Origin of the sequence: Anoxybacillus sp. EFIL (genome assembly GCF_013096955.1) — a bacterium.
In the GTDB taxonomy this organism is placed as follows: domain Bacteria; phylum Bacillota; class Bacilli; order Bacillales; family Anoxybacillaceae; genus Anoxybacillus; species Anoxybacillus ayderensis.
The window spans coordinates 366,788-382,579 of sequence record NZ_SDLH01000002.1 but is presented as its reverse complement, the minus strand read 5'-3'; the positions used below and the strand labels follow the sequence as shown (position 1 = coordinate 382,579).

At 43.0% G+C, this 15,792-nt stretch carries 11 protein-coding genes, 1 other RNA gene and 1 other annotated feature; all 12 genes read right to left on the bottom strand.

The annotated features are described in order from the left end of the window. Window positions 1–63 precede the first annotated feature (63 nt). The 12 genes from recD2 to hisS all read right to left on the bottom strand — a co-directional run bounded on the left by recD2 (window position 64) and on the right by hisS (window position 15,472). The gene (recD2, locus tag ES017_RS04975; RefSeq protein WP_021093918.1) at window positions 64–2,418 is read right to left on the bottom strand and encodes an SF1B family DNA helicase RecD2; all 2,355 of its coding nucleotides are present in this window, start codon (window positions 2,416–2,418) and stop codon (window positions 64–66) included. 11 nt (window positions 2,419–2,429) lie between these two features. After that, the gene (locus ES017_RS04970; protein ID WP_021093917.1) at window positions 2,430–3,086 is read right to left on the bottom strand and encodes a tetratricopeptide repeat protein; all 657 of its coding nucleotides are present in this window, start codon (window positions 3,084–3,086) and stop codon (window positions 2,430–2,432) included. A gap of 62 nt (window positions 3,087–3,148) precedes the next feature. Next, on the bottom strand, window positions 3,149–4,264 hold the full coding sequence (gene mnmA / locus ES017_RS04965; protein ID WP_035062885.1) for a tRNA 2-thiouridine(34) synthase MnmA: 1,116 nt from the start codon (window positions 4,262–4,264) through the stop codon (window positions 3,149–3,151). Then, window positions 4,261–5,406 carry a cysteine desulfurase family protein gene (locus ES017_RS04960; RefSeq protein ID WP_171334824.1) on the bottom strand — a complete coding sequence of 382 codons (1,146 nt, stop codon included), beginning with the start codon at window positions 5,404–5,406 and terminating at the stop codon, window positions 4,261–4,263. Before ES017_RS04960 ends, mnmA begins: the two co-directional genes overlap by 4 nt. A gap of 15 nt (window positions 5,407–5,421) precedes the next feature. Next, a complete protein-coding gene (gene cymR, locus ES017_RS04955) occupies window positions 5,422–5,838 on the bottom strand; it encodes a cysteine metabolism transcriptional regulator CymR (RefSeq protein WP_009361688.1) in 417 nt (138 codons plus the stop codon). Window positions 5,839–5,911: 73 nt separating this feature from the next. Continuing rightward, window positions 5,912–7,159: a replication-associated recombination protein A gene (locus tag ES017_RS04950; RefSeq protein ID WP_035062896.1), complete on the bottom strand. Its 1,248-nt coding sequence runs from the start codon at window positions 7,157–7,159 to the stop codon at window positions 5,912–5,914. A 41-nt stretch (window positions 7,160–7,200) separates the two neighbouring features. Further along, window positions 7,201–8,010 (bottom strand): TetR/AcrR family transcriptional regulator, encoded by an 810-nt coding sequence (locus ES017_RS04945; RefSeq protein WP_021093913.1) that lies wholly within the window; start codon window positions 8,008–8,010, stop codon window positions 7,201–7,203. Between the two features lie 76 nt (window positions 8,011–8,086). Next, window positions 8,087–11,146, bottom strand: coding sequence for an efflux RND transporter permease subunit (locus tag ES017_RS04940; protein WP_021093912.1), 3,060 nt, complete (start codon window positions 11,144–11,146; stop codon window positions 8,087–8,089). A gap of 144 nt (window positions 11,147–11,290) precedes the next feature. Next, window positions 11,291–12,055: a tRNA threonylcarbamoyladenosine dehydratase gene (locus ES017_RS04935; RefSeq protein ID WP_021093911.1), complete on the bottom strand. Its 765-nt coding sequence runs from the start codon at window positions 12,053–12,055 to the stop codon at window positions 11,291–11,293. 112 nt (window positions 12,056–12,167) lie between these two features. Then, a non-coding RNA gene (ssrS, locus tag ES017_RS04930) (6S RNA) lies at window positions 12,168–12,360 on the bottom strand. Between the two features lie 50 nt (window positions 12,361–12,410). Then, a complete protein-coding gene (gene aspS, locus ES017_RS04925; RefSeq protein ID WP_021093910.1) occupies window positions 12,411–14,189 on the bottom strand; it encodes an aspartate--tRNA ligase in 1,779 nt (592 codons plus the stop codon). Window positions 14,190–14,200: 11 nt separating this feature from the next. Further along, window positions 14,201–15,472 (bottom strand): histidine--tRNA ligase, encoded by a 1,272-nt coding sequence (gene hisS / locus ES017_RS04920; protein WP_021093909.1) that lies wholly within the window; start codon window positions 15,470–15,472, stop codon window positions 14,201–14,203. A 52-nt stretch (window positions 15,473–15,524) separates the two neighbouring features. Further along, window positions 15,525–15,754: a binding site (T-box leader), on the bottom strand. Between the last annotated feature and the right edge of the window lie 38 nt (window positions 15,755–15,792).

Below are 15,792 nucleotides of genomic sequence, written 5' to 3'. Positions count from 1 at the left end.
GTCATTTTTTTACGCAAACATACGTCCCGGAAAGAAGGAGCGTGCCAAGATGTGTGTCCGTCATTATGTTGTGTCATTTTCCATAAAGTCATACGGGGTAACACCTTCCATTCCGATGTTTGCATCTTCCATCGGAAGTAGTTGTTGTTCTGGTGAAATAGTAGCAATTAATTTTTCGTATAATGTCGTCTGTCTCGTTCCGTCTTCTGTTCGCATCACCCCGAGTTGGAACGCTTCTTCTTCACCGCATAAAATTAAATATTGCTTACTGCGCGTAATGGCTGTGTATAGTAAATTCCGCCGAAGCATACGATAGTAGCTTTTTACAACAGGTAAAATGACGATCGGAAATTCACTTCCTTGTGATTTATGAATCGAACAACAATATGCGTGCGTAATTTGATGCAATTCTTGTTTTGGGTATGTCACTTCATTCCCATCAAATGAAACGACGACAAGGTCTTGTTTTTCTACATTTTCGTTTGCGTAAAAAATGGCAACGATCTCACCAATGTCGCCGTTAAATACGTTTTCATCTGGCTGATTGACGAGTTGCAACACCTTATCACCCACGCGATAAACGACATCACCAAAAACGAGTTCACGTTTACTGTCGCATTTCGGATTAAATAGTTGTTGAAGCGTCTCGTTAAGCCGATCAATTCCTGCGTGACCGCGATACATCGGCGCAAGCACTTGCACATCTTTTGCGCGATATCCTTTTTGCTTCGCATTTTCCGCCACTTTTTTTACGACGTCAACGACTTGTCCGCTCGTACAACGAATAAACGAACGATCTTTTTGTGGAACCGTCAAATCGTGAGGAATGTTTCCATCTTTAATTGCATGGGCAAGCGAAATAATCGATGAACCTTCCGCTTGCCGATAAATGTCTGTTAGCCGAACGGTCGGAATGACGTTTGCGCGAAGCAAATCTTTTAATACTTGTCCCGGACCGACAGAAGGCAATTGATCTTCGTCGCCAACAAAAATGACTTGCATCGTAGCTGGGACAGACTTTAACAACTGATTGGCTAACCACGTATCAACCATCGACATTTCATCAACGATTAACAGCTTTCCGCAAATCGGCTCATCTTCTCCGCGCTGAAATCCATCACCACTCCAACCGAGCAAACGGTGAATCGTCATCGCAGGCAAGCCTGTCGATTCCGTCATTCGCTTCGCTGCACGTCCTGTTGGAGCAGCAAGCAAAATAGGAAATGGCTCTTCCGTATCATAACTCGTCGGATCAAGCGATAGCCCATGCAATTTCGCAAACAAATGAACGATGCCGTTAATAACCGTCGTTTTTCCTGTGCCCGGTCCGCCCGTTAAAATAAATAAAGGGGAACAAAGCGCTTGTTGAATCGCTTCTTTTTGCTTCTGCGAGTATTGAATGTTTGCCTCTTCTTCCCATTCCCCGAGCGCAAGTAAAAATTCGGCTTCAGAACATGTCAACGTGTCCGTTTGTTTAAGCAGTCGCTTTATGTTTGACACAATACCTTTTTCGGCAAAATATAGCGAAGGGATATAAAAGCGATCTTCTTCGGCGATTAACTTTCCTTCTTCAGATAAATGAACGATTTCGCGGGAAATACAACCGACATCGACAAGCTCTTGACGTTTCGCCTCTAATAGTTGTTTCACTTCCGTAAGCAGTTGTTCATACGTCATGTAGACGTGCCCTTCTTGCATGCAATGTTGTTCAATGACGTATAAACAACCTGCGCGAATGCGATCAGGATGATTGCCCGAAATGCCAAGTTGCAAGCCGAGATCGTCTGCGCGGCCGAATCCGATCCCTTCAACGTCTTCTACAAGTTGATACGGATTCGTGCGAATGATTTGTAACGTTTCATCTTTGTACACTTGATAAATTTTCATCGACAACTGCGGACCGAATCCGAATTGTGACAAGGCGATCATAATTTGTTCTAATCCTTCATGTTCGCGCAACGTTTCATATAGTTGCTTCGCTTTTGCTTTTGTCAGTTTCGGTACGTTCGCGAGCACATCGGGGTCTTCTAATATTTTAGAAATGGCTCTCTCGCCTAAAGTTTCTACGATGGCGGCTGCTGTTTTTTTCCCGATTCCTTTAAACATGCCACCTGATAAATATTGAATGACTCCTTTTTTTGTTTCAGGAAACTCTTTCCGAAAATGCTCGACAACATATTGTTTCCCAAAGCGTGGATGTTCTTTAAATGAGCCGAAAAACGTATATGTGTCATACTCTCCGAGCAAAGGGAAATAGCCTGTTACAACAACGTCTTTTTCTATATGCGCTTCATTTGTCTCTTCCACGCGTACACGAATGACAGAATATAAATTGTCTTCGTTATGAAAAATCGTGCCAATATGGACGCCTTTAATAAACGATCGTCCGTCTAGATCTAGCTGTTGTTGCAACTCCATCTCCCCCTCTTTTATTGCAACGCTCGTTCCATTAGCTTTTTCCCATGTCCTGCGAGTAAATGATCTGGTTGAATAGCAAGCGCTTGTTCGAACATCTCATGCGCTGTTTTTGGATCGTCTTTGTATGCGTAGGCGACACCTAAATTGTAGTAAGCATCGGCATGTTGATTGTTTAATTGCACAGTGCGTTCAAAATAAGTCATCGCCTCATCGACAAACTGCAGTTGTGCTAAACAAAGCCCAAGTTGAAACATCGCTTCCACATCGCGCTCGTTTAGTTCTACCGCCCGTTGTAAATACGGCATCGCTAAGCGCGGTTGCTCTAAGTACATGAGCGACATACCGAGCATAAAAAATACATCGCCATCTGTTAACCCAGCTTGAATAGCACGTTCAAATTGCTCTTTCGCACGTTCGAACTGTTGCTTGTTGTAATAAATGGATCCGAGTCCGTAATACGCTGTCGCTGCTTTTTCATCAAGTTCAAGCGCTTTTTTGAAAAAACGGATCGCTTTTTCTTCTTCACCAACCGCTGCCAACACGTTCCCAAAATTAATGTAACCAACAGGATCGTTCGGGTTTTGTTCAATTGCTTCATGAAAACATTTGACCGCTTCTTCATATTTACGTTGCTGCATATATTGAATGCCTTGTGCGTTGTAATCCATCTACCTCACCTCATATGCATATTATAACAAAAAAGCCTTCAACTCGTCTGTTGAGTTGAAGGTTAGCCAACGTATGTGAGTCGGTTGCCGTCGCGAAATACTTGATCAATCGTACCGCCACCGAGACATTGTTCACCGTGATAAAATACAACTGCTTGTCCCGGCGTCACTGCGCGCACGCGTTGGCTAAATGATACACGCGCTGTCGTCTCATCAATCATTTCTACAGTAACCGGCACATCTGGTTGACGATAACGGAATTTCGCCGTACATGAAATCGGTTCGTGCGGCTTCCGATCACTTACCCAATTGACATTCGTCGCAATAATGGCATCAGAATAAAGCAATTCGTTATCAAATCCTTGTGCGACGTACAACACGTTTTCTTTCAAATTTTTCCCGACAACAAACCAAGGCTCTCCGCTTCCGCCAATGCCAAGCCCGTGGCGCTGTCCGATCGTATAATACATGAGCCCATCATGCGTACCTTTTATTTCTCCATCGAGCGTTTGCATCTTGCCCGGTTGCGCAGGCAAATAATTGCTTAAAAACTGTTTAAAATTGCGCTCACCGATAAAACAAATGCCTGTGCTATCTTTTTTTCCTGCTGTTGCAAGCCCCGCCTCTTTCGCTATTTCACGCACTTGCGATTTTTGCAATTCCCCGATTGGAAACAGCACTTTCGACAATTGCGCTTGTCCGAGCTGATTTAAAAAATACGTTTGATCTTTATTTGCATCTAATCCGCGCAACAATTGATATTCACCATCGCGATAAGCGACGCGCGCATAATGCCCTGTCGCTAAATAGTCAGCTCCAAGCGCCATCGCATGTTCTAAAAATGCTTTAAATTTAATTTCTTTATTGCACATCACATCTGGATTCGGTGTACGCCCCGCTTTATATTCATCTAAAAAGTACGTAAATACTTTTTCCCAATATTGCTTTTCGAAGTTCACCGCATAATACGGAATACCAATTTGGTTGCATACACGCACGACATCTTCGTAATCTTCCGTTGCCGTACATACCCCGTTTTCATCTGTATCATCCCAGTTTTTCATGAAAATGCCGATGACATCGTATCCTTGTTGTTTTAACAATAGCGCTGCGACAGATGAGTCGACACCGCCAGACATCCCAACAACTACCCTTGCCATTCTTCTCCCTCCTTTCATACTTTTGTTAGTCGCTTCACTATTTTGACAATGTCATATGCTGCTCGTTCTACTTGTTCCAACGTATTTCCATACCCAAAACTAAACCGAACAGATGAGCGAATGAGCTCTGATTCATTTCCGTACATCGCTACTAACACGTGCGACGGATCAATCGAACCAGCCGTACATGCTGATCCACTTGATGCGGCAATGCCTGCTAAGTCTAAATTGACAAGCAATGCTTCGACATTCGTTCCGAAAAACGAAACATTTAACACATGTGGCAAGCGACATGTTTCATGACCATTGATTGCGTAATGAATCCCTTCTTGCGCGAACGTCGTTAACATGACTTTTTGAAACTGTTCATATAACGCTCGTTTTTCGGCCATCGTTTGTTGAGCAAGCTCTGCCGCTTTTTGCAATCCGACAATACCGGGTACGTTTTCTGTTCCCGCACGCCTTTTTCGTTCTTGTTCTCCTCCGTATATGTGCGGGGTAAGACGAACGCCTTCACGCACATATAAAAAGCCGACTCCTTTTGGCCCGTTAATTTTATGGCTAGATACGGAAAGTAAATCAATGCCAAGTTCACGAACGTCAATTGGAACTAAACCGTACGCTTGAACCGCATCTGTATGAAAATAAGCACCATGGTCACGAAGCAATTGACCGATGTCATGAATCGGTTGCAATACGCCGGTTTCATTGTTGCCAAACATCACAGATACGATAATCGTATCATCGCGCAACGCGCTTTTTAGCTGTTCAACCGAAATGATCCCATGTTCATCAACAGGTAAATACGTCACATCGAATCCTTGTTTTTGTAAATATTTGCACGTATTTAATACGGCGTGGTGCTCGATAGACGTCGTAATAATATGGCGACCTTCATCGCGATTCGCCATCGCTACGCCCACCAACGCTAAATTATCCGCTTCTGTTCCGCCGCTTGTAAAAATGATTTCGTTTCCTTTTGCCCCAATTGTTTTCGCGATTGTCTCCCTCGCTTCATCAAGCGCGCGTCGACTTTCACGGCCGAACGAATGAATGCTTGATGGATTCCCAAAATATGTCGTCATATACGGAATCATTGCCTCAACAACTTGTGGATGAACAGGAGACGTCGCTGCATGATCGAAATAAATGCGCTCCAAATATATTCTCCTTTCTTAAATGTAAAACATATATGCGTCACCGTGATCGTCAGTATGGCTTGCTAAATCTTCAAGCGTCGTGCTATCTAACACCTCTTTTACCGCATCGCGAATGCGCATCCATAATTCACGCTTCGCTGGTTCTTCGTCTTCTAGCTCCTCAACGACTTGCAACGGACCTTCTAATACACGAATGACATCGCCTGCTGTAATTTTCGACGGTTCATTTGCTAAAATGTAGCCGCCATACGCGCCGCGAATGCTTTTTACTAAACCAGCGTTTCGCAATGGGGAAATGAGTTGTTCTAAATAATGTTCCGATAAATTGTTCATTTGAGCAATCGACTTTAACGAAATTGGTCCCTCTCCATAACGCTTAGCCAATTCAATCATAATCGTTAAGCCGTATCGACCTTTCGTAGATATTTTCAAACGAATCATCCCCTTATTTACTATCAAAAGAAACACAAGCCATTATAACATAAAAGTGCAGAACAAAGGAACGTTACTGTTTTTTTCGCTCATTGAGCCGCTCATAGACGGAAGCAAGCTGCTTTTCTTCTCCGTTTCGTTTCGGTTCATAATATTGCACACCGATTAAATCATCAGGCAAGTATTGTTGTGCCACCCAACTGTACGGATAATCGTGTGGATATTTATACCCTATTCCGCGTCCAAGATGTTTCGCCCCCGCATAGTGAGCGTCTTGCAGATGGAGCGGAATTGACTGCCCTTTTCCGCTTCGCACATCCGCAAGCGCTTGATCTATTGCTTCATATGCGCTATTTGATTTCGGTGATAAACACATTTCAATCGTCACAACCGAAAGCGGAATGCGCGCTTCTGGCATCCCGAGACGCTCCGCTGCTTCGATCGCGCTCATGACCTTCACACCAATGAGCGGATTCGCTAATCCAATATCTTCATAAGCGATAACCGCGAGGCGACGGCACACTGCGGTAAGGTCTCCTCCTTCAAGAAGCCGCGCTAAATAATGAAGCGCAGCATTTACATCGCTTCCGCGAACACTTTTCTGAAAAGCCGAAAGCAAAGAATAGTACGTATCTCCTTGTTTATCATACGTCAACGCCATTTTTTCTACACAAAATGAAACGGTATGTGTATCAACAATGGCACTCTGATCGCCTTGTTTCGTTGCATATACCGCTTCTTCTAAAATCGTTAATGCCATGCGCGCATCCCCGTTCGCTCCTTCGGCAATGATGGAAAGCGCCTCGTCGCTAATATCAATATGCCAATTTCCTAATCCGCGTTCACGATCGGTTAAAGCGCGGTGCAGTAATTCGATCGTTTTCTCTTTTGTTAATGGCTGTAATTGTTTCATTTGTCCTAAGCGGCTCCGCACAGCAGGGTTAATCGAATGAAACGGGTTTTCTGTCGTCGCCCCAATGAGTGTAATGAGTCCATTTTCAACATGCGGCAATAAATAATCTTGCTGCGCTTTTGTAAACCGATGAATTTCATCAATAAATAAAATAACGTTCCCTTCAAAACGAGCATCTGCCACAATTTCTTCGATTTCTTTTTTCCCTGCCGTCGTTGCATTTAACGCATAAAACGGGCGTTTCATCGTTCCAGCAATCGCATAAGCGAGCGATGTTTTACCGACGCCCGGCTGTCCGTAAAGTAACAGGGATGGAACATATCCATTTTTAATCATTCGATATAATGCTGTATGTGGACCGATGACATCGTCTTGTCCGACGACTTCGTCGATTGTGCGTGGACGCATACGATAGGCAAGCGGTTCTTGAGCAAACACTGTTTTTCACCTCACAACGCGAGCGCCGCACGTAAGGCAGGAACGAACTGACGCATGTCGCTTTGTTGTAAATATAAAAGAAACGCTTCAACAATCGCTTTTCTCGGTTCATCTCGCTCCATTTCTTCTTTCAATTGTTTCAACAAATCCATCGTATGATAATCACGTGCTTCTTCAATCATCTCATCAATGAGGGCAAGTGCGCGCGCTTTTTCTGCTTTTGCATCGTGGCAAATGAGCGGCATGTCGTGCTGTAAACTATCGACAAGCGCATCTAGTCGCTCCATTAAAAAAGGAGCTAAACGTTGAAAAGAAAACGACTGTTTTTCAAACAAAGCAAAAAATAAATATTCTTTTAACATCCCATTTAACATAATGGCACAATCAAGTACAAATGGACGAATACGCTCCCCGTACATATCGATGAATGACTGAATGTACCAATCAAATAAATGAGAACGGATGCGCAAAACGAGCGCATGAACGTCTTCACTTACTTTTTGCGCATGGTCTCCCATATGCATTTGCACAATTTCTTTATGTTGTTCAAACGCTTCAATTTGTAAAGAAAGTTGTTTTAAAAATTTTTCTCTTGCCGTCAGCGAACGATCTGAAGCGATGCGCGCAAATTGTTGAAACAACTGATCGTAATGATATTGAAAAATCGACAAAACAATTTCTTCTTTTGACTTAAAGTAGTTGTATAGCGACCCTTTCGCTAAATGACTATGTTCAGCAATTTCTTGCATCGATGTCGCGTGATACCCTTTTTCCGCAAATAGTTTCATCGCGACTTCAATAATTTGCTCTTTTCTGCTCATGCGGCCTCATCCTTATTGTTTTCTCGTTTTATTATAACATAACAGGCTGACCGAATTTCAGCCAGCCTGTCATCAATTATGCTTGTCGTTCTTTTTTCGCTTGACGGAAGAAAAATAGTTCATACACAACAGGAACGAGAATTAACGTCAGCAATGTAGATGATGTCAATCCGCCGATGACCGTAATCGCTAATCCTTTCGAAATGAGCGTTCCTGATGATTTCGTGAGCGCAAGCGGAATGAGTGCGGCAACTGTCGCAAATGCGGTCATTAAAATTGGGCGTAGCCGCGTTTTTCCTGCTTCAATGAGCGCGTGACGAATCGTCATTCCTTTTTGCTCACGATTTTGTCCGATGCGGTCAACGAGAACGATCGCGTTTGTTGTGACAATTCCAATGAGCATGAGTAAACCGATCATGACGCTGACAGACATCGGTTCATTTGCGATAAATAAACCGAGCAAAGAACCAATTGGGACGAATATGAGCGACGATAAAATGATGAACGGAATACGCGCTTTTCCAAACGTAATGAGCATTGTAATATATACAAGCCCAATCGCAACAGCCATCGCTAAGCCGAGCTGCTGGAACGTTTCGACCGTTTCATCGCTTCCACCGCCACCTTCCAGTGAGACGTCTTCTGGTAACTGTACGTCTTGTTTGACGCCATTAATGACGTCTTGTGTCACTTTTTGAATGTTATCGCCTACGATTTGGGCAGAAACGCGAGCAAACACTTTTCCATCTAGTTTTTGAATCGATGTAAACGTATCTACTTCTTTTACGTCTGCTAACTGTTTTACTGGAACAGGGCCAAACTTTGTGAAAATAAGCGTATTTTCTAGCTGTTCCATCGACGTCATTTGTTCGTTATATGACAATTGAACCATCCGCTCTTCATCGTCGAGTTTTAACGTTCCAACTTGCACCGGACGAGTTTGATCAGCGATCGTGCCGAGAATTTGGAAGCCAGAAACTCCGTATTGTGCTGCTTTTTGCGGATCAATGTTTACGATCACTTGCTTTTGTTTATCTGCAAAGTTGTTTGTGACATATTTTAAATCGTAACGCTTTTTCAAATAAAGCTCTACATCTTTCGCTGCTTGTTGTAACGCTGTTAAGTTTGTCGAGTATAAGTCAATGTTCACGTTATTGTTAGACGGCGGTCCACCCGATTGCAATTCTTGGACGCCAACTTTCGCTGCTTTTACTTCAGCTTGGGCAATGTCTTCCATTTCTTTTTCAAGCTCTTTAATAAATTGCGAAACGTTTACGTTTTCTTCTAACGTAATGAAATAGTTCGCTTGATTTTTTCGTTTTAAGCCGCTTCGGAAGTCGCGCGTACCAATTCCAGCTGTCACTTCTTTAATTTCTTTCTTTTCATCAAACATTTTCTCGACTTGGAGCGACACTTCATTCGTTTTTTCTAACGGCGTCGAAGAAGGAAGCTCAATGGCAGCAATGAGCGTTTTTTGTTCTTCGTTTGGAATAAATGTAAAGCCTAACTTCGGCACAATAGCAAACGAACTACCGAGCAATACAACAGACAGGAATAACACCGTTTTTTTATGATCAAGCGCCCATTCAATCGTTTTTCCGTAAGCTCGTTGCAACGCTCCTTCTTTTTCTTCTGGCGGCACCTTTTTAAACGAGAACTTCGCTAAAATTGGAACGATCGTAATGGCAACAACAAGCGACATTAAAAGCGAAAATACGATCGTTAACGCAAATGGTAGGAAAAACTCACCTGTTACACCGCCAACAAGACCGAGCGGTAAAAAGACAACGACTGTCGTAATGGTCGATGATGTAATCGCCTTTAAAATTTCTTTTGTTGAATCTTGGACAAGTTCATCTGTCATCCCTGTCTTTGACTTACGAACGCGGCGGAAAATGTTTTCGATAACGACGATGCTATCGTCAACGACACGTCCGACAGCAACCGCCATTCCACCGAGCGTCATAATGTTTAAAGAAATATCCATTCGTTGTAAGAAAATTGATGCCACTAAGAGCGAAAGCGGAATGGAAATGATTGCGATAATCGTTGCACGCACGTTTCGTAAAAAGACGAGCACCGCGATAGATGCAAACAATGCCCCAAGCAATCCTTCACGCACAAGTGTTTCAACTGACTTTTTAATTCCCTCTGCTGAATCAAATCCGATTGCATAATCAATTTTGTCTTTATATTTGTCAAGCACGTTTAGCACTTTTTCTGCCACTTCAACCGTATTGGCATCTTGCTTTTTTGTAATGGCCATCGACAGTGCAGCGTTTAAATTGTAGCGCGTGATTTCTCCTTGTTCTGTGACAGGTTCAATCGTTGCGACATCTTTTAATGTAATCGTTGTCGGTGCTTCTTGCCCGCTTGCCGGCGCACCTGGTGATGCATTCATGATCGGAGAAGATAATGGTAAATTTTCAAGCTGTTTTATCGTTTCAATTTTTTGTTGAACGCGAATCGGAATTTGTACCGTTTCTGTTTGAACGTTTCCAGCTGGGAATGCTAAAAACTTTTCGTTAATTTGTTCTTTAATTTGCGTTAAGCTTAAGCCGTATTGCAACGCTTTTTGTTTGTCTACTGTAATTTGAATTAATTTTTCTTCCATTCCACCGACGGAAATGGAGTTAATTCCGTTAATTTTTTTCAGCTCTGGAATAATTGTCTCATCTAAAAGCTGCTGTGCGTTCGTATCTCCTTTAGCGAATACAGAAATGTTATAAATCGGGAACGTACCAAACGAGAAACGATTCACTTTCGTCTGCACGTTTTCTGGTAAATTCGCTTCTTTGACAAGCGATTCAACTTGTCGTTCGACTTCTTCCATATCTGTGTTAAATGGAAATTCTAAATTCACGATGGCGATGCTTTCAAATGAAGAACTTTGAATCTTCTTTACTCCTTCAATTGCTTTAAATTTTTCTTCTAACTTCGCCGTCACTTGCTCATTCATATCTTCTGGTGAAGCACCCGGATAAATGACTTCCACAGACAATTGTGGAAACTCAATATTTGGAAGTAAATCCACTTTTAAAGAAGAAAATGAATATAGTCCGCCTAATATAAGTAAAAATGAAATGATGAACACGGCGACTGCGTTTTTTAAACTAAACCTTGTTAAAAAGTTCATCCCGCTCTTCCTTTCTTTCCTGAAATATGACCGATCGGTCGTTTGATTACGACCGAACAGTCATACTTTCACTATAATTCAATTTTTGTTTATTTGCAACTAATAATGTGCGATAAGAAAAGCGCAAAGGATTTCCCCTTGCGCTTATTGTTGATCAACACGTTGAATCGGGATGTCTTTTAATAACTGTTGCACGACATGTGCCGCCATAATGAGACCAGCGACAGATGGAACGAACGCATTCGATGACGGCGGCATTTTTGCCTTACGAATCGTCGCTTCATCGTTTCCTACTTCTTTTCGCACATCTTCGCGAATGACGATTGGACTTTCATCTGAAAAAACAACCGTAATACCTTTTTTAATTCCTTCTTTTCGTAATTTTGTACGAATGACTTTCGCAATCGGATCTGTATGCGTTTTTGAAATATCAGCAATACGGAAACGAGTCGGATCCATTTTATTTGCAGCTCCCATACTTGAAATGATCGGAATGTTGCGTTCTAAACATTGTTTCATTAAATGAATTTTATATGAAATCGTATCCGATGCATCGATGACATAGTCAATGTCATACGAAAAAATTTGTTCATACGTCTCTTCTGTATAAAACATTTTTAACGCAATCACTTCGCACGCTCGGTTAATGTCAGCGATCCGCTCCTTCATCACTTCCACTTTCGGACGCCCGACAGTGGATAACAACGCATGGATTTGGCGATTGACATTTGTAATATCAATATCGTCTTTATCGATTAAAATGAGGCGCCCGACGCCTGAGCGAGCTAGCGCTTCTACTGCAAACGATCCGACACCGCCAATGCCGAGAACGGCAACTGTACTTTCGCTTAATCGTTTCAATCCTTCTTTCCCGATTGCTAATTCGTTACGAGAAAATTGATGTAACATATTGCTCCTCCCATATGTAAGTATTTCAATCGGATATACATGCATTATGGCACAAAAAAAGCCCCAACGTAAAGCATGTTCTTTACGTTAAGGCTTTATTCGTTTTTGTTTCTTAAGTCCCAATCGTGCCGTCGCTGATGGCCTTTGTTTTGAACCCGCTCTCTCACAGGTGGGTGCCCTGTTTCAAGCTTATGTACGTCCTCTCTATGTAAATGAGGCATGTACGCCACCTGAAAACCCGGGCTCCCGTATCACACATTGTTCGGTCAAAACAATAGGTGATACGACAAACACATCAGGACTTGTTGTTATTTGTATGTTAGCACACTTCGTATGCATTTGCAACGTTACAAATTTAGTCTACTTTTTGAACGTCCTTCACTGACAAATGCAATTCGTCTAATTGCGCTTCGCTTACTGCACTCGGCGCTTCTGTTAGCAAGCAGCTTGCGCTCGCTGTTTTCGGGAAGGCAATCGTATCGCGTAAGTTGGAACGGCCCGCAAGCAACATAACAAGTCGATCCAATCCGAGCGCGATGCCGCCATGCGGAGGAGTGCCGTATTCAAACGCCTCAAGCAAAAACCCAAACTGTTCGCGCGCTTGTTCTTCAGTAAAGCCAAGCGTCTTAAACATTTTTTCTTGTATGTCGCGTTCAAAAATACGGAGCGATCCTCCACCTAACTCATACCCGTTTAAAACAAGATCGTATGCTTGTGCGCGGACGCTTGCTGGATCTGTTTCAAATTTCGGGACATCTTCGCGCACAGGCATTGTAAACGGATGGTGCGCTGCATAGTAACGACCTTCTTCCTCATCGTATTCAAAAAGTGGCCAATCTGTAATCCATAAGAAATGAAACGCGGATTCGTCAATCAACTTCAAATCTTTCCCTAATTTTAAACGCAACGCGCCAAGTGAGTCTGCAACGACACATTTTTTATCGGCTACAAATAACAACAAATCGCCGACTTCCGCTTCAAGCGTTTGCATCATTTGTTTTTGCTCGTCTTCGTTAAAAAACTTCGCAATCGGCCCTTTTAATCCGTCATCTTCCACTTTCAACCATGCTAACCCTTTTGCCCCGTAGCGAGCCACATATTCCGTCAACGCATCAATGTCTTTGCGCGAATATTTATCCGCAGCTCCTTTCACGTTGATCGCTTTTACTTGTCCACCGTTTTGCACTGCGCTAGCGAACACTTTAAAGCCACAATCTTTCACTTGCTCAGATAAATCGACAAGCTCAAGTCCAAAACGCGTGTCTGGCTTGTCCGAACCGAAGCGTGCGATCGCCTCGTCATATGACATGCGCGGGAATGGAATAGGGATGTCGATCCCTTTTGCGATTTTCATGACGCGTGCCATCATCCGTTCAATCATCGCTAAAATATCATCTTGGCTCATAAACGATGTTTCAATATCGACTTGCGTAAATTCCGGTTGGCGATCGGCACGTAAATCTTCATCGCGGAAACAGCGGGCAATTTGATAGTACCGTTCAAAACCAGCGACCATTAATAATTGTTTAAAAATTTGAGGCGATTGTGGCAACGCATAAAACTCTCCTGGATGGACGCGACTCGGTACTAAATAGTCACGTGCTCCCTCTGGCGTGCTTTTCGTTAAAATTGGCGTTTCTACCTCTAAAAAACCTTCTTCATCTAAAAAGTCGCGAATCGCTTTCGTCACTTGATGGCGCAATTGAAACGTTTGAAACATCACCGGGCGACGTAAATCTAAATAACGATATTTTAACCGAACATCTTCGGATACGTCCGTTTTATCCGAAATCGGAAACGGCGGTGTTTTCGCTTCACTTAAAATCGTTACGTGCGTCGCATGCACTTCGACTGTTCCTGTCGGTAAATTCGGATTGACTTGTCCTTCCTCGCGCTGAACGACTTTTCCTTCTACGTCTAACACGTACTCGCTACGAATCGTTTCTGCTACTTGCAATGCTTCTTTCGATACATCTGGACTAAATACAATTTGAACGATGCCTGTTCGATCGCGCAAATCAATGAAAATAAGTCCTCCTAAATCGCGACGTTTTTGCACCCATCCTTTTAAACGAACCGTTTGACCAATCGCTTGATCCGTTACTTCTCCACAATAATGCGTCCTTCCGAACATAATTTCCCCTCCTATTGCAATACGTTTTTCATATGTGAAACAAATGTATGAAGCGATACTTCTTGCTGTTCTCCTGTTGCCATATGTTTGACGTTAATAACTCCTTTTTGAAGTTCATCTTCCCCTAAAATAGCAACGTATGTCGCATGCAAACGATCGGCTGCTTTCAGCTGTGCTTTCACTTTTCGATCTTGATAATCTTTTTCTGCTGCGATGCCTTCTTGACGAAGGGCAGCAACGAGAGCAACCGCCTCTTCTTTCGCTTGTTCCCCTAACGCAACAACGTAACAGTCGATTCCTTCTGAAATTGGTAGCGAAATACTTTCTGCTTCTAATGCTGCAAGCAAGCGCTCAATGCTTAAAGCAAATCCGATACCTGGCGTTTCAGGTCCGCCAATTTCTTGAACGAGACCGTTGTAGCGACCGCCTCCACATAACGTCGTAATCGCGCCAAATCCTTCTGCCTCGCTCATAATTTCAAACGCGGTATGATTGTAATAATCTAAACCGCGCACAAGCCGCGGGTCGACTTCAAAGGGGATACCGAGCTTTTGTAAATACATTTGCACTTTTTCAAAATATGTGCGCGACTGTTCATTTAAGTAATCAAGAATAGACGGAGCCGTGCGCATCAGCTCGTGATTACGGTCTTTTTTACAGTCTAAAATGCGCATCGGGTTTTTATGTAACCGCGCTTGGCAATCATCGCAAAACTCGTGAATGCGATGTTGGAAATGATCAATTAACGCTTGTCTATGCGCCTTTCTACTTTCAACGTCACCTAAACTATTGATGACAAGTTTCAGCTTTTTCAATCCGAGCGTGCGATATATGTCCATCGCTAAAGCAATGACTTCGGCATCAATGGCCGGATCATTGCTTCCGAGCGCTTCGACACCAAATTGAACGAACTGACGAAAACGCCCTGCTTGCGGACGTTCGTAACGAAACATCGGTCCCATGTAATAAAGTTTGACCGGCTGATTCGGATATCCGTACATTTTATTTTCAACAAATGAGCGAACGACCGCTGCCGTTCCTTCTGGACGAAGCGTCAAACTGCGACCGCCACGATCTTCAAATGTGTACATTTCTTTTTGAACAATGTCGGTCGTATCGCCGACACCGCGTAAAAATAGTTCGGTATGTTCAAAAATAGGGGTGCGAATTTCTTGGTAATTGTAACGACGACAAAGCTCGCGCGCTATTTGTTCAATATATTGCCATTTTGCTGCTTGTTCTGGCAATATATCTTGCGTCCCGCGCGGAATTTGAAATGACATATATTTCCCTCCTTTAGTTTTTATGCAAACAAAAATCTCCCATCCCTAATAAATTAGGGACGAGAGACGAATTCCCGTGGTGCCACCCTAGTTGAAGCGCATGCTTCCACTTTTATCCGATAACGCTCGGAAAGCGTTCTCTCCTACTAGCAATCGCGCGTTCAAAGAGAAACCTACGGAGTGTTCGTTCGTTAAGTCATCATGGAGAAATGCTTCCAGCCTACGGCATTTCCTCTCTGGCCATGTGTACTCTTAACTACTTTTCTCCATCATCGGCGAGATGTTGAATTTTCTTTTTATATTACGTACGAACAAACCAT